20 protein-coding genes are annotated in these 20231 nt (G+C 55.8%); 16 read left to right on the top strand and 4 right to left on the bottom strand.

Annotated features, from left to right (window positions below):
* Positions 1-115 precede the first annotated feature (115 nt).
* The 6 genes from cydD to CUN67_RS06455 all read left to right on the top strand — a co-directional run bounded on the left by cydD (position 116) and on the right by CUN67_RS06455 (position 5831).
* Positions 116-1882 (top strand): heme ABC transporter permease/ATP-binding protein CydD, encoded by a 1767-nt coding sequence (gene cydD / locus CUN67_RS06480; RefSeq protein WP_208714499.1) that lies wholly within the window; start codon positions 116-118, stop codon positions 1880-1882.
* A complete protein-coding gene (cydC, locus tag CUN67_RS06475; RefSeq protein ID WP_208714498.1) occupies positions 1882-3612 on the top strand; it encodes a heme ABC transporter ATP-binding protein/permease CydC in 1731 nt (576 codons plus the stop codon). Before cydD ends, cydC begins: the two co-directional genes overlap by 1 nt.
* A gap of 33 nt (positions 3613-3645) precedes the next feature.
* Positions 3646-4338 (top strand): leucyl/phenylalanyl-tRNA--protein transferase, encoded by a 693-nt coding sequence (gene aat / locus CUN67_RS06470; protein ID WP_208714497.1) that lies wholly within the window; start codon positions 3646-3648, stop codon positions 4336-4338.
* Between the two features lie 346 nt (positions 4339-4684).
* A complete protein-coding gene (gene infA, locus CUN67_RS06465; RefSeq protein WP_002211347.1) occupies positions 4685-4903 on the top strand; it encodes a translation initiation factor IF-1 in 219 nt (72 codons plus the stop codon).
* Positions 4904-5062: 159 nt separating this feature from the next.
* On the top strand, positions 5063-5620 hold the full coding sequence (locus CUN67_RS06460) for a hypothetical protein (RefSeq protein ID WP_208714496.1): 558 nt from the start codon (positions 5063-5065) through the stop codon (positions 5618-5620).
* A gap of 55 nt (positions 5621-5675) precedes the next feature.
* Entirely contained in the window at positions 5676-5831 is a 156-nt protein-coding gene (locus CUN67_RS06455; RefSeq protein ID WP_208714495.1) for a hypothetical protein, read from the top strand.
* 112 nt (positions 5832-5943) lie between these two features.
* Here the strand turns inward: CUN67_RS06455 and clpA are convergent, their stop codons facing one another.
* Both clpA and clpS read right to left on the bottom strand, forming a co-directional pair.
* Positions 5944-8220, bottom strand: a complete 2277-nt coding sequence (gene clpA, locus CUN67_RS06450; RefSeq protein WP_084873688.1) for an ATP-dependent Clp protease ATP-binding subunit ClpA — start codon at positions 8218-8220, stop codon at positions 5944-5946.
* Between the two features lie 55 nt (positions 8221-8275).
* Positions 8276-8596 (bottom strand): ATP-dependent Clp protease adapter ClpS, encoded by a 321-nt coding sequence (gene clpS / locus CUN67_RS06445; RefSeq protein WP_021182586.1) that lies wholly within the window; start codon positions 8594-8596, stop codon positions 8276-8278.
* Positions 8597-8919: 323 nt separating this feature from the next.
* Between clpS and cspD the strand changes: the two genes are divergently transcribed.
* Positions 8920-9141 carry a cold shock-like protein CspD gene (gene cspD, locus CUN67_RS06440; protein WP_084873687.1) on the top strand — a complete coding sequence of 74 codons (222 nt, stop codon included), beginning with the start codon at positions 8920-8922 and terminating at the stop codon, positions 9139-9141.
* A 114-nt stretch (positions 9142-9255) separates the two neighbouring features.
* Here the strand turns inward: cspD and CUN67_RS06435 are convergent, their stop codons facing one another.
* Positions 9256-10896 carry an ATP-dependent nuclease gene (locus CUN67_RS06435; protein ID WP_208714494.1) on the bottom strand — a complete coding sequence of 547 codons (1641 nt, stop codon included), beginning with the start codon at positions 10894-10896 and terminating at the stop codon, positions 9256-9258.
* A gap of 139 nt (positions 10897-11035) precedes the next feature.
* Here CUN67_RS06435 and CUN67_RS06430 point away from each other — a divergent pair, with 139 nt between their 5' ends.
* From CUN67_RS06430 to ltaE, 3 genes are all read left to right on the top strand, one after another.
* Positions 11036-11935, top strand: a complete 900-nt coding sequence (locus tag CUN67_RS06430; RefSeq protein ID WP_208717085.1) for a lysine exporter LysO family protein — start codon at positions 11036-11038, stop codon at positions 11933-11935.
* Positions 11936-12034: 99 nt separating this feature from the next.
* Entirely contained in the window at positions 12035-13756 is a 1722-nt protein-coding gene (gene poxB / locus CUN67_RS06425) for a ubiquinone-dependent pyruvate dehydrogenase (protein ID WP_208714493.1), read from the top strand.
* A gap of 117 nt (positions 13757-13873) precedes the next feature.
* The gene (gene ltaE, locus CUN67_RS06420; protein ID WP_208714492.1) at positions 13874-14875 is read left to right on the top strand and encodes a low-specificity L-threonine aldolase; all 1002 of its coding nucleotides are present in this window, start codon (positions 13874-13876) and stop codon (positions 14873-14875) included.
* 12 nt (positions 14876-14887) lie between these two features.
* On the opposite strand, the gene CUN67_RS06415 is transcribed toward ltaE, so the two are convergent.
* The gene (locus CUN67_RS06415) at positions 14888-15724 is read right to left on the bottom strand and encodes an N-acetylmuramoyl-L-alanine amidase (protein WP_208714491.1); all 837 of its coding nucleotides are present in this window, start codon (positions 15722-15724) and stop codon (positions 14888-14890) included.
* 90 nt (positions 15725-15814) lie between these two features.
* Between CUN67_RS06415 and CUN67_RS06410 the strand changes: the two genes are divergently transcribed.
* From CUN67_RS06410 to artJ (CUN67_RS06385), 6 genes are all read left to right on the top strand, one after another.
* On the top strand, positions 15815-16351 hold the full coding sequence (locus tag CUN67_RS06410) for a lipoprotein (RefSeq protein ID WP_208714490.1): 537 nt from the start codon (positions 15815-15817) through the stop codon (positions 16349-16351).
* Between the two features lie 152 nt (positions 16352-16503).
* Complete coding sequence (artP, locus tag CUN67_RS06405) at positions 16504-17232, top strand: arginine ABC transporter ATP-binding protein ArtP (RefSeq protein ID WP_208714489.1); 729 nt, start codon at positions 16504-16506, stop codon at positions 17230-17232.
* A 15-nt stretch (positions 17233-17247) separates the two neighbouring features.
* Positions 17248-17979, top strand: coding sequence for an arginine ABC transporter substrate-binding protein (gene artJ / locus CUN67_RS06400; RefSeq protein WP_208714488.1), 732 nt, complete (start codon positions 17248-17250; stop codon positions 17977-17979).
* Positions 17980-17985: 6 nt separating this feature from the next.
* Complete coding sequence (gene artQ, locus CUN67_RS06395; protein ID WP_208714487.1) at positions 17986-18699, top strand: arginine ABC transporter permease ArtQ; 714 nt, start codon at positions 17986-17988, stop codon at positions 18697-18699.
* A gap of 1 nt (position 18700) precedes the next feature.
* Positions 18701-19369 carry an arginine ABC transporter permease ArtM gene (gene artM, locus CUN67_RS06390; protein ID WP_208714486.1) on the top strand — a complete coding sequence of 223 codons (669 nt, stop codon included), beginning with the start codon at positions 18701-18703 and terminating at the stop codon, positions 19367-19369.
* Positions 19370-19492: 123 nt separating this feature from the next.
* Entirely contained in the window at positions 19493-20224 is a 732-nt protein-coding gene (gene artJ, locus CUN67_RS06385; RefSeq protein ID WP_208714485.1) for an arginine ABC transporter substrate-binding protein, read from the top strand.
* The last annotated feature ends 7 nt before the right edge of the window (positions 20225-20231 follow it).

The raw sequence follows: 20231 nt of genomic DNA, 5'->3' as shown, positions 1-20231 counted from the left end.
AGGCGACCTGTTTTGGTCGCCTTTTTTATTACCTGCGTGCTACAGTTCATGCGCCTGACCTTGCAGAGGTTTCCCCTCTCCACGGCCCCTCATCTGAATCATCGAACGGCTTCGCATGAACAAATCACGGCAACAGGAACTTATCCGCTGGCTTCGCCAGCAACGTCATCACGGTGCACGCAGCCTGCGTCTGGTTTCCCTGCTGGGTTTTGCCAGCGCGCTGGTAATCATTGCCCAGGCATGGCTGCTCGCCACGCTGTTACAGGCGCTGATCATCACCCATCAACCCCGTGCCGAACTACTGAACCCATTCGCCCTGCTGCTGCTGTGCTTTGTACTGCGCGCCGGATTGAACTATGGCCGTGAAATGGCCGGACAGCGCGCGGGGATGGCGATCCGCCGGGCGCTACGCCAGCAGGTACTGGACCGCCTTGACGCCCTGGGACCCGCCTGGATTCAGGGTAAACCCGCCGGGAGCTGGGCGACACTGCTGCTGGAGCAGATTGAGGAGATGCAGGAGTATTACGCCCGCTATCTGCCGCAGATGACGCTGGCGGTATTTATTCCCTGCGCCATTCTGGTGGCGATTTTCCCGATTAACTGGGCTGCCGGATTAATTCTGCTGGTCACCGCCCCGCTCATTCCGCTGTTTATGGCGATGGTCGGTATGGGGGCTGCCGATGCCAACCGACGTAATTTTCTCGCGCTGGCCAGGCTCAGCGGCGATTTTTACGATCGTCTGCGTGGTCGTGAAACGCTGCGGCTGTTTGATCGCGCCAGCGCCGAACAACAGGCTATCAGCCGCACCACCACTGATTTTCGTCAGCGCACCATGGAAGTGCTGCGCCTCGCTTTCCTCTCGTCAGCCGTGCTGGAGTTTTTCGCTTCACTGGCGATTGCCGTGGTGGCGGTCTATTTCGGCTTTTCCTATCTTGGCGAACTGAATTTTGGTCACTACCACAGCGGCGTGACGCTGTTTGCGGGTTTCCTGGCCTTAATTCTTGCTCCGGAATTCTTCCAGCCGCTGCGTGATTTAGGCACCTTTTACCATGCCAAAGCTCAGGCCGTAGGCGGGGCGGATGCACTGGACCGCTTTCTGCAAGACAGCCCGGACACACCCGTAGCAGCAGGTGCCGCTGTCAGGTTTTCCGCCCCTCTTGCGCTGGAAGCCAGCGCCGTGGTGGTCATGACCGCCCGCGGCGAAGCGTTGTCTCAGCCGTTAACCTTCAGCCTCGCGGCAGGAAAACGCGTGGCGCTGGTTGGGCAAAGTGGCGCGGGCAAAACCGCCCTGATGAATGTGCTGCTCGGCTTCCTGCCTTATCAGGGTTCGCTGAAAATCAACGGGATGGAGTTGCGCGAAGTTGATCGTGCCAGCTGGCAGCAACAGCTGGCCTGGGTCGGGCAAAACCCGCACTTACCCGCTGCTACTTTGCGTGAAAATATATTGATGGGACGTAGCGTCGCCGAGGCAGAGCTGGCGCGGGCGCTGGAGTGTGCTGGCGTAGCGGAATTTCTGCCACGCTTGCCGCAGGGGCTGGAGACGCCCCTCGGTGATAGCGCCACCGGTTTATCTGTCGGCCAGGCCCAGCGCGTTGCGGTTGCCCGTGCGCTGCTGAAACCCGCGCAACTCCTGCTGCTGGATGAACCGGGTTCGGGGTTGGATAGCCAGAGCGAACAACATGTCATGGCGGCCCTCAAACAGGCCGCAACGCAACAAACCACCCTGATGATTACCCATCAGCTGAGCGATCTCGACAGCTGGGACGAAATCTGGGTGATGCAAAGCGGCCAATTGGTGCAGCAAGGCAGCTGGCAACAGCTACATCAGCAGGAAGGTCCGTTACGCGAGATGGTACAGCATCGTCAGAAGGAGATTGCCTGATGCATAGCCTGAATCCTTTTTTACGTTTATGGCGACGTCATCCGTGGCGTCTTGGCCTGGGAATGATCCTGGCCATCGCTACCCTGCTGGCGAGCATTGGTTTGCTGACCTTGTCCGGCTGGTTCCTCGCCGCCTCCTCCGTGGCGGGCGTTGCCGGTCTCTACAGCTTCAACTATATGTTACCGGCTGCCGGGGTGCGGGGAGCGGCAATCATTCGCACCGCAGCACGTTATTTCGAACGCCTGGTCAGTCACGATGCGACTTTCCGCGTGCTGCAACATTTACGCGTCTTCACCTTCAGCAAATTAATTGCTCTGGCACCGCAGCAGCTGGCGCAGTTTCGCCAGGGAGACCTGCTCAACCGTTTTGTTAGCGATGTCGACACGCTCGACCATCTCTATCTGCGCGTTATCTCCCCGCTGGCAGGGGCCGCTGTGGTTATCCTCGCAGTGACGTTGGGTTTATCCTGGCTGGATGTGCCACTGGCGCTGCTGCTGGGTGGCATCATGCTGGCAACCCTGCTAATGATGCCACCGCTGTTCTGGCGCGTTGGTGCCAGCGCGGGCCTACGTATCGCTCAGCATCAGGCTAACTGGCGTTTACAACTGACGCACTGGCTCACCGGGCTGGCCGAGCTGCAAATCTATGGCGCAGCCCCGCGCTGGCGTGCACAGCTCGATGGCGAAGAGATTGACTGGCAACAGGCTCAGCGTAAACAGCATCGTTTGCAGGCTGTGGCGCAAAGTCTGTTGCTGCTGATTACCGGTGTCACCGTGACGCTGCTGCTGTGGGTGGCGGCTGCCGGCGTCGGCGGAGATAGCGCCCCGGGGGCATTTATCGCACTGTTCGTCTTCTGTGGGCTGGCAGCCTTTGAAGCCCTGGCACCGGTTGCCGGGGCATTTTTGCCACTGGCTCAGGTCACCAGCGCGGCACAACGGGTGCAGGAAATTATCGATCAACCTCCGGCCATCCGTTTTCCATCAGCGAGAATTAACACGCCAGCGGGCATTAGCCTGACACTGGAGAATATTCAGTTCAGCTACCCACAGCGCCCGGAAGCGGTGTTGCATAACTTCTCCCTGAGTTTACACACCGGTGAACACCTGGCGTTGCTTGGGCCTACCGGTTGCGGTAAATCCAGCCTGCTGGCATTAATCACCCGCGGCTGGGAAGCACAGCAAGGCCAGATCGTGCTGAACGGGATTCCGCTGGAGAACTGGGACGAAACCACGCTGCGTCAGCGCATCAGCGTGGTGACGCAACGGGTACATCTGTTCAGCCAGACTTTGCGTGATAACCTGCTGCTGGCCTCCCCCGCTGCCAATGACCAGGCGCTTACCGATGCTCTGCATCAGGTGGGGCTTAGCCATCTGGCCGATCACAGCGAAGGGTTGAATGCCTGGATGGGAGAAGGTGGCCGTCCCCTTTCCGGTGGCGAGATGCGTCGTCTGGCAATTGCGCGCGCGTTGCTGCATGACGGAGACCTCTGGCTGCTTGATGAACCCACTGAAGGGTTGGATGCCAGCACCGAGCAGCAGATTCTGGCGCTGTTGCAGCATGTCACCCATGGGAAAACGCTGATTATGGTGACGCATCGCCTGAGTGGGCTGGCGCAAATGGACCGCATTTGTGTGATGGATCAGGGACAGATTATTGAATCCGGTTCTCATGACGAATTAATCTCAAAAGAAGGACGCTACTGGCGTTTCCACCAACGGTTTGCGCTATAGTCTTAGCGAACTGCCGTAAGGGTACTTAACGCAATGAGACTGGTCCAACTGTCACGTGATTCGCTGCATTTTCCGCCCCCGGAAATGGCGCTACGTGAGCCGAACGGCTTGCTGGCGATGGGCGGAGATCTTTCCCCTGCCCGTTTGATGAATGCGTACCAGCGTGGCATTTTCCCCTGGTTCTCACCGGGCGATCCAATTCTCTGGTGGTCACCCGATCCGCGCGCCGTCATGTTGCCGGAATCTTTCCACCTCAGCCGTAGCATGGCGCGTTTTCACCGAAGCTCCCCTTATCGGGTCACCATGAATCAGGCGTTCGCTCAGGTACTGGAAGGCTGCGCCAGCCATCGTCAGGAAGGTACCTGGATCACTTTCGAGGTAAAGCGCGCGTGGCTGCGATTGTATGAACTGGGGCATGCTCATTCGGTTGAGGTATGGCAGGAACAGCGGCTGGTCGGGGGATTATATGGGCTGGCACTGGGCCAGATCTTTTGCGGTGAGTCGATGTTCAGCCGTCAGGAAAATGCCTCCAAAACCGCGTTGTGGGTCTTCAGTCAGCACTTTCTCGGCCACAACGGACGGCTGATTGATTGCCAGGTACTGAATCCCCATACCGCGTCTTTAGGCGCAGTCGAAATTCCACGCGTCGATTATTTGCAGTATGTACAATCGCTGGCGTGGCAGCCAGTTTTGCCCGGTTGCTGGCAAACACAAACCCTTTTTTGACGGCCCGCGCAGATGTTTTGCACACAATACGCGGCAAAAGTGATATAATAAGCGAGTTTGGTATGTCGTCCGCGCTTCGCTGTGGCGAGCCGGAATTGCCAGGCTGGGAAAGTGACTGTTTTCCCGAAGCTGTTTCAGTTGTGCGCCCGATGCCGATTGCTACAGATTCTTAGCCCGCTAATCCCCCGCAGACGTCAAAAACACCCGAATTTAATCCGTAATGCACGCGCATTGGCGCGACGCACGGCGAAGTGTTGGCAAAATCACCAACGTTTCTTTACATAAATCATGGAATTCGGCATTATCTTGCCGGTTCAACAGTTTGGTAGTTCACCCAGAGGATTCGATGGCCAAAGAAGACAATATTGAAATGCAAGGTACCGTACTGGATACGTTACCTAACACCATGTTCCGCGTAGAACTTGAAAACGGGCACGTGGTTACCGCTCATATCTCCGGTAAAATGCGCAAAAACTACATCCGCATCCTGACGGGCGACAAAGTGACTGTCGAGTTGACCCCGTACGACCTGAGCAAAGGCCGCATTGTCTTCCGTAGTCGCTAAGACGCTACTCATATCACGCGTTTTCTGAACGCGAAAAAAGGCCGGATTCGCATCCGGCCTTTTTCATGCGCTATTTTGCCCTCTTGCCATTGACAGCGATTATTTCGCCGGGAATCATATACCTAATCACATCAACGGAATGATTGGGTTTGTTCACTTATGATGACATTGGTCGAGTTCAAAAAATCCTGCAGTGAAACCCTCATATTCGTTCAGCAGCTCATTGATAAAGCAAACCTGGACTTAACTGTCGCATGGCTTACCGAGGATGATTTTGCCTCCCTGGCCAAAAACCATAAATCCAGACTAAATTGGCTGAATTATTTTCCGCATTTTCTGCATGAAGAGAGTTTCAGTGCCGGGTTTAAAGTGAAAGGCAGCCAGGATGTGGAGGGTGCCTTCCTGGCAATCTATTCTGCAGCGGATAAGCATCTGCATCTTTTTATGATTGAATCATTGGTGAAGGATGACGCGTCACATCCTTTAAAAGGGAGACTGACCACCCTGGCTGTTATCGCTATGACCGATCTTCTTGCCAGTATAGATGACAGCGTTGGTGCTTTTATTATCCAACCCGATCCTGATTTGATTGAACACTACAGTAAGTTTGGCTTCTCTTATCGCCAGGATAAGAATGTCATGTATGCAGATTTCAATGCGTTAACCAGTGTCCAGCAAAACATTTTGCGACGTTCGAACCTCAGGGTCGACTGGTGAGGATGACTTCCCTCTTACGTTTGATTATAATATGTGCTTGTTTACAGGAGGCTCTATGAGTGATCGTAACGAAAAACGGTTGTCGCGCGATGAAGTCAGAGCTCTGTTGCTTGCCAACGCTAACACATTAATGTCTGACAAATTCAGAACAGCGGCAGCTGAAATTTCTGGTGAGCGAAAAGTAAAAAGCCAGCAACAGAAGACGGCTTAACGCCTGCTCACTGAACCTGTTCAGGTAAAATGGGTAGAGTATGAAAATATCTGCGTTCCCGCTTCCATGAAAAAACCCTGATGCAATGCACCAGGGTTTTTTTGTACTGTGATTAATGCACAGTCCCTTCGGTTTTACGTTTTTCCGCACTGAGGAAATGGTAGGTGAGCTGGTTTTTCTCTTTATCCAGCGCGACGGACACTGAACCCCCATCCACCAGCGAACCAAACAGCAGTTCGTTGGCGAGCGGTTTTTTCAGGTTTTCCTGCACGGTACGCGCCATCGGACGCGCGCCCATCGCTTTGTCATACCCTTTCTCAGCCAGCCAGTCACGCGCGTCATCGCTGACTTCCAGCGACACGCCTTTCGCATCCAGCTGTGCCTGCAACTCGACAATAAATTTATCCACCACCTGATGAATCACCTCAGCAGACAGGTGACGGAACCAGATAATGTTATCGAGGCGGTTACGGAACTCCGGCGTAAAGATTTTTTTGATCTCTTCCATCGCGTCGGTGCTGTTGTCCTGCTGAATCAGGCCAATCGACTTACGTTCAGTCTCACGCACACCGGCGTTAGTGGTCATCACCAGCACCACATTGCGGAAATCCGCTTTACGGCCGTTGTTATCCGTCAGCATGCCGTTGTCCATCACCTGCAACAGCAGGTTGAACACATCCGGGTGCGCTTTCTCGATTTCATCGAGCAGTACCACGGCGTGCGGATGTTTGATCACCGCATCGGTGAGCAAGCCACCCTGGTCAAAGCCAACATACCCCGGAGGTGCACCAATCAGACGGCTCACCGTATGACGTTCCATATATTCCGACATATCAAAACGCAGCAACTCAATGCCGAGCGCTTTCGCCAGCTGCACCGTGACTTCGGTCTTACCGACACCGGTTGGACCGGCAAACAGGAAGGAACCGACCGGTTTACGATCCTGGCCCAGACCTGCACGGCTCATCTTGATGGCTTCGGTCAGGGCTTCAATCGCATTGTCCTGGCCAAACACCAGCATTTTCAGACGATCGCCGAGGTTTTTCAGCGTATCGCGATCGGTCGCCGAAACACTTTGTTCCGGAATACGTGCGATACGTGCCACCACCGTTTCGATGTCAGACACATTGACGGTTTTTTTACGCTTGCTGGCCGGAACCAGACGCGCACGCGCACCGGCTTCATCAATCACATCAATCGCCTTATCAGGCAAATGACGATCGTTGATGTATTTCACTGCCAGCTCGACCGCCGCACGCACCGCTTTGGCTGTGTAACGGACATCATGGTGCGCTTCGTATTTCGGTTTCAGACCATTGAGGATCTGCACGGTTTCTTCAACCGACGGTTCGGTAATGTCGATTTTCTGGAAACGACGCGCCAGCGCCCGGTCTTTCTCGAAAATGTTGCTAAATTCCTGATAGGTTGTGGAACCCATCACGCGGATTTTACCGCTGGAAAGCAGCGGCTTGATCAGGTTTGCCGCATCCACCTGGCCACCCGACGCTGCACCCGCACCGATAATGGTGTGGATTTCGTCGATGAACAGAATGCTGCTGTTATCCTGCTCCAGCTGTTTCAGCAGCGCTTTGAAACGTTTTTCAAAGTCACCACGGTACTTGGTGCCTGCCAGCAGTGAACCGATGTCCAGTGAGTAGATGGTGCAATCTTTCATCACTTCCGGCACATCACCCTGCACGATACGCCAGGCAAGGCCTTCGGCAATGGCGGTCTTACCCACGCCGGATTCACCCACCAGCAGCGGGTTATTCTTACGGCGACGGCACAAGACCTGAATGGCACGCTCCAGCTCTTTCTCGCGGCCGATCAACGGGTCGATCCCGCCGACGCGAGCAAGCTGATTAAGATTGGTGGTGAAGTTTTCCATACGTTCCTCCCCGCCTGCCTGCTCTTCGTTAACCGGATTTTCCGTATTCTGTGCCTGACCAGGCTCGTCTTTACGCGTACCGTGGGAGATAAAGTTCACCACATCAAGGCGGCTCACTTCATGTTTGCGCAGCAGATAAGCCGCTTGCGACTCTTGCTCGCTGAAGATGGCGACCAGCACGTTGGCGCCAGAAACTTCACTGCGCCCGGATGACTGGACATGGAAAACCGCACGCTGCAGCACACGCTGGAAGCTGAGCGTGGGTTGTGTATCACGCTCCTCTTCACTGGTGGGCAACACCGGTGTGGTTTGTTCGATGAAGGCTTCGAGTTCCTGCCGCAGAGCCACTATATCCACCGTACAGGCTTCCAGTGCCTCTCTGGCCGACGGGTTGCTGAGCAGAGCCAGCAACAGATGCTCGACGGTCATAAACTCATGACGGTGCTCACGCGCTCTGGCGAAAGCCATGTTTAAACTGAGTTCCAGTTCTTGATTGAGCATTAGGCACCTCCCCCAATTATCGCTCTGACGACCTTTCCCCTATATGGAGACGGTTTCAGGCTTTTTCCAGCGTACACAGCAACGGATGTTCATTATCTCGTGCGTAATTGTTCACCTGGGCAACTTTGGTTTCCGCCACTTCCGCAGTAAATACACCACAGATTGCCTTTCCCTGGTAGTGAACTTTCAACATCAGTTGCGTTGCACGTTCTACATCATAAGAAAAGAACTTTTGCAGAACGTCAATAACAAATTCCATAGGTGTATAATCGTCATTATTCAGAATGACTTTATACATCGAAGGCGGCTTTAACCCTTCGCGTACTTTGTCTTCGGCCAGATGTTCAAAGTTAAGCCAGTCGTTTGTGTTTGCCATAATGTTCCGTCGAAATTCTGCGTTACGGTTGAGCGCAATGCTGCGCCCACACTTAAAGTTTAACATGCCTGTCAAGCCACTTTTCCCTCATGAAAAATTGGACCTGAAAGCGCATGCGCGACCTGTATCACAAAATTTGCAATAGCGTTAACTGCCTCAAATTTTGATGAATTTCCCCCTGCGCGCCCGGGTCGTTTGCTTGACGATAAGGACCGTTTCTCTACATTCTACTTACACAAGCTGATTGAGTTTTAAACAAGCTCGACTCACAGCTTCAATGACCTCACCTACTTATCAAAATGTCTTGCGAGGGAAGTAAAAGCATGGAGACGGGTACTGTTAAATGGTTCAACAACGCCAAAGGCTTCGGTTTTATCTGTCCGATTGGCGGCGGCGACGATATCTTCGCACACTACTCCACGATTCAGATGGAGGGATACAGAACGCTGAAAGCCGGCCAGCAGGTTCAGTTCGATGTCCATGAAGGGCCAAAAGGCAACCATGCCAGTTTGATTGTGCCGGTGGAAACATCGGTCCAGGCATAACCCTGCGCCTCTTCATCCATTCTGACCACTCCCGAAAAAAAATGCCAGCCAGTGATGCTGGCATTTTTCTTTTGAGAATTTTACGTCCTTTAGCGACAAGATTTTTCTATAAAATCAATCGGCCTTACCGCGCGCCAGCCTCATCACCCGCGAGAACAAACTATCCAGCAGCGGCGGAATCGCCTCTGGCCCGCGCTCGGCAGCGGCCAGGGCTATGGCAATCGCCAGTTCCGGCTTCGAACTGTGATGGATGGCTTTGGTTATAATACGCCTGGCATTCATCGGTACGTTTAACGGCAGGTGCGCCATCTGATGATAGACATCATTAAATCCCTGCTTATAGAAGAAATTCTCAATATCCAGCGCAGGTAATTGTGTCAGATGATCGTTTTCATGTTCGTGCGGCTGTAGCTGGCTGCGCGCGGTCGCGGCATATTTCTTGCCAGCATCGTCGCCATCGGTCAGTACGTGCCAGGCGATGCCCATACGCCGGGCAAATTTCAGCAAGGGTTTCAGTCCCGACTGGGCAAATTCAATCACTTTGACCCCTTCCGCCGCAAAGTGATGACCACGCTGACGCGCCAGTTCGTTAATGATCCACACCTCGGTCTCCCCTTCCACCAGCAACCAGCAGCGGGCGAACAGAGCCGACGGACGATTGACGCGAATGTGGAAACCAATGCGACGGCTTTCCTCGGCGCTCAACCCTTCCGGACCAATGCGCCAGGCGGCAACCCGGCTCGGCTCACGCACCAGACGGCAGACATTCTCCACCGGGACCTGGGACAGCAGTTCACCCGAGTTGGTGGTGGCAATTTTTTGCACCGGCATCAGATCCAGCAAATTCCACGCCACCGCCAGCATGATGGGATGCAGGCGGGTTTCCGGGTCCTCCACCAGCAACAGCGGCCGCGCACCTGCCGGCAACGGGGCGTTGCCGTGCGCCTGAATCAGCAACGAGAACATACGCAGCAAAATCACCTGACGACTACGCGACTCGGTACCGGCAATTAAGTGGTTGAGCTGATCCAGCGAACGCCAGCCCTCGCCACCGTCACGGACCTCCGGTGCCACTCGCGCCACGCTACCGCCCGGTTGCTGCACCAGAAAATAATGTTCCAGCAATTGCTGCATGGTGTGCAACCCCTGGCGTAGCAACTCATCACTGAGCATTTGCGGCCTGGCGACCAAATCACGCGTCAGCTTATCCACTTCCAGCGCCAGCTCACTCATGGTGCTGGCGCGCCGCACCGGATCATTTTCCGCCTGACGCGCCCGTCGGCTAAAACGGGCATCGCGCACGCGTAACACCGGGTACCAGGTGCGCAAATGGGCCAGCGCCTGCGCCGTCCCTTCCAGCGGCAGCACCTCACCCCGGGCATCGATAAAGCGGTGCGTGGTTTTCACCCCCTGCTCACGGCGCTTACCGCGCGCACTGAAGCTGATGTAGCGTCCGGCGTTATCACGCTGCCAGAAAGGTTCCAGTAAGGGTTCATCTTCATGATTTTCGGCACGAAAACGGAACACCAGCTGAAGCTGGTGCATGCGCGCTTCAAGGTCGCCGGGGGGGAAGTGAAAATCATGTTCGGTGAACAAATAGGATTCAGTCGCGGGTGCCAGCAGTAACGTCAAGGCATCGAGCAGGCTGGATTTACCCCAGGCATTTTCCCCGATCAGCAGATTGGTGGTGGTCAGCGGCAACGAGAGCCGATTAATCCCACGAAAACCATGAATATCGATATGTTCCAGAATCATCGCAGCGTTCTTCCTCTTCTTTGCCTGAGCATGGTCGCCCGCGTTACGTTGGTCAAGTTATCTGGCGGGGAAAAGGTTTACACTTCAGATGTTTTTGGTTAGCGTGACGCCTCTTTTTTCAGGGACGAACTGCCTCATGATGTATACCGGATTGATCATTATCCTGCTGCCGCTGATTGTCGGCTGGTTGCTGCCGTTCCATAGCCCGCGCTTGCTGAAGTCGGTCAACCGGATGCTCAGTAATATCGTGTACCTGATTCTGTTTTTTATGGGGATCAGCCTGGCGTTTCTCGATAACCTCGGCAGCAACCTGCTAACCATCTTCCACACCGCGTTGATCAGCATGTTGTGTATTCTCGCCTGTTCGCTGGGCGCGCTGTGGCTGCTGGAAAAACGCTACCCGTGGCAACATAACCATCGCCCGCAAACGCTGCCCTCCCGCTGGCAGATGGCGCTGGAGTCAGTGAAGCTGTGCGCGACCGTCGCGGCCGGTTTTCTGCTGGGCCTGACTCATGCCTCGCCATTACGGCACGCCGCCACCGCCAGTGAGTACGCGCTGATCCTGATGCTTTTCCTGGTAGGAATTCAGTTACGCGGCAGTGGCATGACCTTGCGTCAGGTGATGCTGAATCGACGTGGCATGCTGGTTGCGGTGGCTTCGCTGGTGAGCGCGCTGGCTGGCGGTGCACTGGCGGCCAGCCTGCTCGGCCTGCCGCTGAAAACCGGGCTGGCACTGGCGAGCGGTTTTGGCTGGTATTCCCTCTCCGGCATCCTGATGACGGAAGCCTTCGGCCCGGTGATGGGCAGCGCCGCTTTCTTCAATGATTTGCTGCGTGAATTATTTGCCATCATGCTGATCCCGCTGCTGGTCACCCGCCATCGCTGTACCGCTCTGGGGCTGTGCGGTGCCACCTCGATGGATTTCACTCTGCCAATTTTGCAGCGCGCAGGCGGGATGGAAATTGTCCCGGCCGCCATTGTGCATGGATTTATCATGAGCCTGCTGGCACCGATTCTGATCGCCCTGTTCTCAGCCTGACCCCTCCCCTCGCGGCGTAGCGCATTTTTTCACGGCTACGCCCGGATTCCATCGTCTACCCTTTCTCACTGAGCTTAAATTCCCGGAAAGGAGTGTTCGATGAAGCAAACTGTTGCGGCGCTGCTGGCGAAAACGCTGGAAAACGCAGGTGTGAAACGCATCTGGGGCGTTACCGGTGATTCACTGAATGGGTTAAACGACAGCCTCAATCGTATGGGCACGATTAAATGGATGCCCACGCGGCACGAGGAGGTCGCCGCCTTTGCTGCCGGTGCCGAAGCGCAGATTACCGGCCAGTTGGCGGTTTGTGCCGGTTCCTGTGGGCCGGGCAACCTGCACCTGATCAACGGCCTGTTTGATTGCCATCGTAACCACGTACCGGTGCTGGCGATTGCCGCCCATATCCCTTCCAGCGAAATCGGCAGCGGCTACTTCCAGGAAACCCATCCGCAGGAGTTGTTCCGCGAATGCAGCCATTATTGCGAGCTGGTGTCGAATCCGGAGCAATTGCCGCAGGTGCTGGGTATCGCAATGCGCAAAGCGATCCTCAACCGTGGCGTGTCGGTGGTGGTGTTGCCGGGCGATGTGGCACTCAAACCGGCACCGGAAGGGGCGCGCGCCGAGTGGTATCCACCGCAGCTGCCACAGGTGCTGCCATCCACCAGTGAAATCAGCCGTCTGGCCGCTACGCTGAACGCCGCCGACAACATCACCCTGCTGTGCGGCAGCGGCTGTGCTGGCGCGCATGCGGAAGTGGTGAAGCTGGCAGAGACGCTGAAAGCACCGGTGGTGCATGCCATGCGCGGCAAAGAACATATTGAATACGATAACCCTTATGATGTTGGCATGACGGGCTTGATTGGTTTCTCGTCCGGTTTTCACGCCATGATGAATGCCAGTACCCTGGTGTTGCTCGGCACACAATTCCCTTATCGCCCGTTCTATCCGGCCGCGGCCAACATCATCCAGATTGATATCAATCCTGCCAGCCTCGGCGCGCATAGCCACGTCGATATGGCGCTGGTCGGCGATATCAAAGCGACCTTGCAGGCACTGCTGCCGCAGCTCAGCAGCAAGCGCGATCGCCAGCATCTGGATAGCGCACTGGAGCATTATGCCGAGGCACGCAAAGGGCTGGACGAGCTGGCTAAAGCCAATGATAAACAGGCGATTCATCCGCAATACCTGGCGCAGCAAATCAGCCATTTCGCCGCTGACGATGCCATCTTTACCTGCGATGTGGGTACCCCGACGGTGTGGGCAGCGCGTTATCTGAAGATGAACGGTAAGCGGCGACTGCTGGGTTCGTTCAACCACGGTTCGATGGCCAATGCCATGCCACAGGCGCTGGGCGCCCAGGCAATTGATGGTGATCGTCAGGTGGTGGCGCTGTGTGGCGATGGCGGTTTCAGTATGCTGATGGGCGATTTTATCTCTGTGGCGCAACTGAAGCTGCCGGTGAAGCTGGTGATTTTCAACAACAGCGTGCTGGGCTTTGTGGCGATGGAGATGAAAGCCGGGGGTTATCTCACCGATGGCACCGAGCTGGAGAACCCCGATTTCGCGGCTATCGCCACCGCCTGCGGCATCAAAGGCATTCGGGTGGAAAAGGCTTCAGAGCTGGACAGCGCGCTGGAGCAGGCGTTCACCCACGACGGTCCGGTGCTGCTGGATGTGATTACCGCCAAAGAAGAACTCGCCATCCCGCCACAAATCAAACTGGAACAAGCCAAAGGCTTCAGCCTGTATATGCTGCGGGCGATTCTGAATGGTCGCGGTGATGAGATCGTGGAACTGGCGAAAACTAACTGGCTGAGGTAAAACGGGACAGGCCAGACAACAACATAATATGCGAATACTTATTCTGCAGCCGTAGCGGCGCGATTTATCGCGCCGCTACGAGCCAGGGCAGACCGCTTTATCATTCAGGAGTGAGACGTGATCGATTTACGCAGTGATACCGTAACCCGCCCGAGTTCCGCCATGCTCGACGCCATGATGGCTGCCGAAACTGGCGATGATGTCTACCGTGACGATCCCACTGTCAATGCGCTCGAAGCCGAAGCCGCCTGTATGAGCGGCAAAGAAGCGGCGCTGTTCTTCCCCACCGGCACTCAGGCCAACCTGGTGGCGCTACTCAGCCATTGCCAGCGTGGTGATGAATATATCGTTGGGCAACAGGCGCATAACTACAAATATGAAGCCGGTGGTGCCGCCGTGCTGGGCAGCATTCAGCCGCAGCCGATCCTTGCCGCAGAAGACGGCACCCTGCCGCTGGCCGATGTGGCTGCCGCGATTAAACCGGACGATATCCATTTTGCACGCACCCGCCTGCTCAGCCTGGAAAATACCCATCACGGTAAAGTGTTGCCGCTCAGCTATCTGGAGCAGGCGTATCAGTTTACGCGTCAGCATCAGCTGGCCCTGCATATTGATGGCGCACGTATCTTCAACGCCGTGGTAGCGCAAAATACCACGCTGGAAGGCATTGCCCGCTACTGCGATACCCTGACCATCTGCCTGTCCAAAGGGCTGGGTACCCCGGTGGGATCGCTGCTGTGCGGCCCGGCGGCCTACATCGAACAGGCACGCCGCTGGCGTAAAATGGTCGGTGGCGGGATGCGTCAGGCAGGTATTCTGGCCGCAGCGGGCTTATATGCCCTGCAACATAACGTGACGCGTTTGCAGCAGGATCACGACAACGCCGCCTGGCTTGGCGAACAGCTGAAAACCCTCGGCGTCGACGTGGTGAGCCAGCAGACCAACATGTTGTTTGTTAAGGTTCCGGCACAGCAGGTTGAAGGATTGCAAGCCTGGCTGAGCGCGCGTGATGTGTTGATAAGTGTCGGCCCGGTCACACGCATTGTGACCCATCTGGATATCAGCCGTGAGGATCTCACCCAGCTGGTCGCTCACTGGCAGGCCTTCCTGCAACAATAATCCTCGGCGGCGCTATTGCGCCGCACCGTACTTCGCCAGCAAGGCGCGGGCAATCGCCAGCGTCTCCGCATCCGCCAGGCCACGGTAATCCCGTGGCCTGAAATGCATCTGAAACGCCGCAATTAACTTACGCTGCATCGCCGGGGTGTCTGCCGCTGCAACGTCGTAACCATAGCGTTGCAGGGCGTCCAGCAGTGCATCCTGATCAACCGGTGCATCCGCCGCCTCGTTAGCCAGATAACGCTGTACCGTGGCGGCATCCGGCCAGGCTCCCAGCCCCGCCAGCGCCAGTTGCTGCCAGGGAAACAACGGCCCAGGGTCCTGTTTGCGTTGCGGCGCAATATCGCTGTGGCCCACCACATTTTCCGGCGGGATGTCGTAGCGCGCGCTGATGTCTTTGACTAAAGCCTCCAGCGCCGTAATTTGCATTGGGTTAAACGGCTGCCAGCGCAGTCCCGTCAGGGTGCGTTGATAACCACTGTTCACCAGCTCAATGCCAATCGAGGTGTCGTTAATACGCGTGGCACCGCGCCAGAAACTCGGCCCGGCATGCCACGCCAGCTGGCTTTCCGGCACCAGTTGCCAGACAACTCCCTGACCATGCTGCTGCGGCGGCTGTGCCGGAATCAGATAATGGGCACTGACTTCACGGTCAGTCAGCGTCGCCAGCGAAGAAGGAAAATCCTCTGCCGTGTAATGGATCACGATGACTTTGATGCGTGGCCTGGCACCCTGCGCCGGATGCGCGGTATCGACCCAATAACCGTGGCGCGCTTCAAGGGTTGACTTGCAGCCGCTCAACAGCAACATCCCCACCAGCAGCCAGCACCACTGCAAACGAAACGCCATTGCTCTCTCCTTTAGCTCTTACGGCGTAAATGCAAGGCTATACTTTATGCTAAAAATCGTCCTTTGCCAGTGAACAATAAGGAAATAGAGATGAGAAACAAAGCCTTTGCGCTGCTTGTTCCCGCTGCTCTGCTGCTCAGCGCCTGTACCACCGTGGAGCCGGTGATTAAGGATAATGGTCCGCGTACAGCGGCCTGCGTCGATGGAGGTCCGGACAGTGTCGCCCAGCAGTTCTACGATTTACGCGTCAGCCAGCCGTCACAGGGATTGCCGGATAATGCGACACTGGCAAAATACCGCCCGTACCTTAGCGATCGCCTGTATCAGAAACTGTTGCAGGCCAATGGGTTAAGCAATAAACCCGCCGACTGGCGCACGGGTGACCTGTTCTCCAGCCTGGCACAAGGCCCGACCGCTGCCGAGGTCGCCAGTGCCTCCTCGATCCCGAACCGCGACGCCCGCAATATTCCGCTGCGCGTCGATTTAACCCGCGGTGACAGAAAATGGCAGGATGAGGTGTTGATGATCCGCGAAGGCACCTGCTGGGTGGTGGATGATGTGCGCTACGTCGGTGACTGGCCGCATGCGGGTGGTGGCTCGCTCAGCCAGTTGCTGGAAGAACGTTAATCAGCCCGCGCCGCTACCGACTTGCGTGGCACGATATTGTGCTACGCTTTTGTGGTCTAACGACTCTTTAATAAATTTTAACCCACCTCAATTGCATAACTATTCTGGTGACGTTAAGATTCGCGGCATCAATTGCTATTCATTTATTGCGCATGAGTATTCAACTAACCGGCATTAACTGTTTTTACGGTGCCCACCAGGCGCTGTTCGATATCAACCTGGCCTGCCCGCAGGGTGAAACGCTGGTGTTGCTCGGTCCGAGCGGCGCGGGTAAGAGTTCACTCCTGCGCGTACTCAATCTGCTGGAGCAACCGCGCTCCGGCAGTTTGCAGATCGCCGGTAATCATTTTGACTTCAGCAAAACCCCGTCAGACAGCGCGATCCGCGAGCTGCGGCAAAACGTTGGCATGGTGTTCCAGCAATACAACCTGTGGCCGCATCTGACGGTGTTGCAGAACCTGATGGAAGCCCCGTGTCGCGTGCTGGGTCTCAACAAAAATCAGGCCCGCGCCCGTGCAGACAAACTGCTGGATCGTCTGCGTCTGACGCCCTATGCCGACCGTTTTCCGCTGCACCTTTCCGGCGGCCAGCAGCAGCGCGTAGCGATTGCCCGCGCCCTGATGATGGAACCGCAGGTGTTGTTGTTTGATGAACCCACCGCGGCGCTCGACCCGGAAATTACCGCGCAAATCGTCAGCATTATTCGTGAGCTGGCGCAGACGCAGATTACCCAGGTGATCGTCACCCATGAAGTGGAAGTCGCGCGTAAAACCGCCAGCCGTGTGGTGTACATGGAAAACGGCCACATTGTGGAACAGGGCGACGCCAGCCACTTTACACAGCCGCAAACCGAAGCGTTTGCCAACTATCTTTCGCACTAAGTCAGGATGTCTCTAATGAAAAAAGTCGTACTTGCTGCACTGCTTGCCGGTTTGAGCCTGAGCGCTTCCGCTGCGCAGACCCTGCGTTTTGCTACTGAGGCTTCTTACCCTCCGTTTGAGTTTGTCGATTCGGACAACAAAATTCAGGGCTTCGATGTCGACCTGGCGAATGCATTGTGTAAAGAGATTGATGCAACCTGTACCTTCACCAACCAGGCCTTTGACAGCCTGATCCCGAGCCTGAAATTCCGTCGTTTTGATGCGGTGATGGCCGGTATGGACATCACGCCGGAGCGTGAAAAGCAGGTCCTGTTCACCAAGCCTTACTACGACAACTCAGCGATCTTCATCGCGCAGAAAGGCAAACTGGCGGATGTGGCTGCCCTGAAAGGCAAACGTGTTGGTGTACAAAACGGCACGACCCACCAGAAATACCTCTCTGACAAACATAACGACATCACCGTGGTGCCGTATGACAGCTATCAAAACGCCATCCTTGACCTGAAAAATGGCCGTATCGATGCGGTGTTCGGTGACACCGCCGTGGTGAACGAATGGCTGAAGCAGAACCCGAACCTGGCTGCGCTGGGTGATAAAGTGACCGATAAAGCTTACTTCGGCACCGGTCTGGGTATTGCGGTGCGCATGGGCAACACCGAGCTGCAGGAAAAATTCAACACTGCGCTGGATAAAGTGAAAGCCGACGGCACCTACAAAACCATCTACAACAAATGGTTTCAGCAGTAATTTCTGATGAATGAAATAATTCCGCTCGCAAGCGCCGCCGGTATGACCGTCGGCCTTGCTGTTTGTGCACTGATCGCCGGCCTTGTGCTGGCGATGATTTTTGCTGGCTGGGAATCGGCGCGCTGGCAGCCGCTCGCTTGGGTCGGCACCGCGCTGGTCACGCTGATCCGTGGCCTGCCGGAAATCCTCGTGGTGCTGTTTATCTATTTTGGCGCATCGCAACTGTTGCTGACGCTGTCGGATGGCTTCCATATCAATCTCGGCCTGTTCAGCATTCCGGTGCAGGTGCAGATTGAGAATTTCGATGTCAGCCCGTTCCTGTGTGGCGTGATTGCGCTGGCGATGCTCTACTCCGCGTATGCATCACAAACCCTGCGCGGCGCGTTGAAAGCCGTGCCCGTTGGGCAGTGGGAATCCGGCCAGGCGCTGGGGATGAAAAAGTCGGCGATTTTCTTCCGACTGATCATGCCGCAGATGTGGCGTCACGCGTTGCCGGGGCTCGGTAACCAGTGGCTGGTGCTGCTGAAAGATACCGCGCTGGTTTCGCTGATCAGCGTTAACGACCTGATGCTGCAAACCAAAAGTATCGCCACCCGGACCCAGGAGCCGTTTACCTGGTATCTGGCGGCGGCCGCCATCTATCTGGTGATTACGCTGTTCAGTCAGGCAGTGCTGCGCCGTATTGAATTGCGCACCACGCGCTTCGAGCGGGGGGCCTGATATGCTGCAATATTTACCTGAGCTGCTGAAAGGGCTGCACACCAGCCTGACACTCACCCTCGCCTCGCTGATTGCCGCGCTGGTGCTGTCGCTGCTGTTCACCGTGGTGCTGGCGCTGAAAGTCCCGGTGCTGAATACCATCGTGAAAGTTTACATCACGATATTTACCGGTACGCCGCTGCTGGTGCAGATCTTCCTGATCTACTACGGACCTGGACAGTTTCCCAGCATCCAGCATGTGCCGTGGTTGTGGCATCTGCTGTCCCAGCCCTGGCTGTGCGCCATGCTGGCTCTGTCGCTGAACAGCGCGGCCTATACCACCCAGCTGTTCTATGGCGCGGTGCGTGCCATTCCTGCCGGCCAGTGGCAGTCCTGCGCGGCACTGGGGATGAATCGCAAAGATACGCTGCGTATTCTGCTGCCGTATGCCTTTAAACGCGCGCTGTCCTCGTACTCCAATGAGGTGGTGCTGGTGTTCAAAAGTACCTCGCTGGCCTACACCATCACCCTGATGGAAGTGATGGGCCACGGTCAGTTGCTGTATGGTCGCACTTACGATGTCACGGTATTTGCCGCCGCCGGGCTGGTTTACCTGTGCGTCAACGGCCTGCTGACGCTGATGATGCGTCTGATAGAACGCCGCGCACTGGCATTTGAACGCAGAAATTAATATCCAGGCGGGTTATCCCGCCTTTTTTCATTATTTATCCAATAATGTTGCATAAAGATTCATTCAATGGCATCTTGTCACGCGTTCGCCCTCAGAGCGTTAGTGATTTACAGGAGTCTCAAAATGAAAAAATGGATCGTTGCTGCGGCACTGGCAACTCTGGCAATGAATGCCTTTGCAGCGGAAAAAATCCGCTTCGCTTCTTCCGCGACTTATCCTCCGTTTGAATCTCTGGACCGTGAAAATCAAATCGTCGGCTTCGATATCGATCTGGCAAAAGCGTTATGCCAGCAGCTGAAGGCCGAATGTACCTTCACCAACAACGCTTTTGACAGCCTAATCCCGTCGCTGAAATTCCGCCGCTATGATGCCGTCATCTCAGGTATGGATATCACCGCGGATCGCAGCAAGCAGGTCGATTTTACCCAGGCTTATTACGCCAACTCGGCGGTGGTGATCGCCCGCAAAGGTCAGTTCAGTGATTTTGCCCAGCTGAAGGGCAAACGCATTGGCATGGAAAACGGCACCACGCACCAGAAATACCTGCAGGAGCAGCATCCCGAAGTGGTCGCGGTGGCCTATGACAGCTACCAGAACGCGATTCTCGATCTGAAAAACGGTCGTCTGGATGGTGTGTTTGGCGATACCGCCGTGGTGAACCAATGGCTGAAGACCAATGCCTCCCTGGCACCGGTCGGCGCGCATATCACCGATGCCAGCTATTTTGGCACCGGGCTGGGGATTGCGGTACGTAAAGGAAACACCGAATTACGCGATCAGCTGAACAGCGCGCTGGTGGCGATCAAAGCCAATGGCACGTACCAGCAAATCAATCAGAAGTGGTTCCCGGAATAAAATAATG

Origin of the sequence: Pantoea cypripedii (assembly GCF_011395035.1) — a bacterium.
In the GTDB taxonomy this organism is placed as follows: domain Bacteria; phylum Pseudomonadota; class Gammaproteobacteria; order Enterobacterales; family Enterobacteriaceae; genus Pantoea; species Pantoea cypripedii_A.
The sequence above is the reverse complement of the archived record's forward strand: the minus strand, read 5'-3'. Positions and strand labels throughout refer to the sequence as shown.

Coding starts and splice junctions, on each gene's coding strand:
- cydD (WP_208714499.1), top strand. CDS start 116: ATGAACAAATCACGGCAACAGGAACTTATCCGCTGGCTTCGCCAGCAA.
- cydC (WP_208714498.1), top strand. CDS start 1,882: ATGCATAGCCTGAATCCTTTTTTACGTTTATGGCGACGTCATCCGTGG.
- aat (WP_208714497.1), top strand. CDS start 3,646: ATGAGACTGGTCCAACTGTCACGTGATTCGCTGCATTTTCCGCCCCCG.
- infA (WP_002211347.1), top strand. CDS start 4,685: ATGGCCAAAGAAGACAATATTGAAATGCAAGGTACCGTACTGGATACG.
- CUN67_RS06460 (WP_208714496.1), top strand. CDS start 5,063: ATGATGACATTGGTCGAGTTCAAAAAATCCTGCAGTGAAACCCTCATA.
- CUN67_RS06455 (WP_208714495.1), top strand. CDS start 5,676: ATGAGTGATCGTAACGAAAAACGGTTGTCGCGCGATGAAGTCAGAGCT.
- clpA (WP_084873688.1), bottom strand. CDS start 8,220: ATGCTCAATCAAGAACTGGAACTCAGTTTAAACATGGCTTTCGCCAGA.
- clpS (WP_021182586.1), bottom strand. CDS start 8,596: ATGGCAAACACAAACGACTGGCTTAACTTTGAACATCTGGCCGAAGAC.
- cspD (WP_084873687.1), top strand. CDS start 8,920: ATGGAGACGGGTACTGTTAAATGGTTCAACAACGCCAAAGGCTTCGGT.
- CUN67_RS06435 (WP_208714494.1), bottom strand. CDS start 10,896: ATGATTCTGGAACATATCGATATTCATGGTTTTCGTGGGATTAATCGG.
- CUN67_RS06430 (WP_208717085.1), top strand. CDS start 11,036: ATGTATACCGGATTGATCATTATCCTGCTGCCGCTGATTGTCGGCTGG.
- poxB (WP_208714493.1), top strand. CDS start 12,035: ATGAAGCAAACTGTTGCGGCGCTGCTGGCGAAAACGCTGGAAAACGCA.
- CUN67_RS06415 (WP_208714491.1), bottom strand. CDS start 15,724: ATGGCGTTTCGTTTGCAGTGGTGCTGGCTGCTGGTGGGGATGTTGCTG.
- CUN67_RS06410 (WP_208714490.1), top strand. CDS start 15,815: ATGAGAAACAAAGCCTTTGCGCTGCTTGTTCCCGCTGCTCTGCTGCTC.
- artP (WP_208714489.1), top strand. CDS start 16,504: ATGAGTATTCAACTAACCGGCATTAACTGTTTTTACGGTGCCCACCAG.
- artJ (WP_208714488.1), top strand. CDS start 17,248: ATGAAAAAAGTCGTACTTGCTGCACTGCTTGCCGGTTTGAGCCTGAGC.
- artQ (WP_208714487.1), top strand. CDS start 17,986: ATGAATGAAATAATTCCGCTCGCAAGCGCCGCCGGTATGACCGTCGGC.
- artM (WP_208714486.1), top strand. CDS start 18,701: ATGCTGCAATATTTACCTGAGCTGCTGAAAGGGCTGCACACCAGCCTG.
- artJ (WP_208714485.1), top strand. CDS start 19,493: ATGAAAAAATGGATCGTTGCTGCGGCACTGGCAACTCTGGCAATGAAT.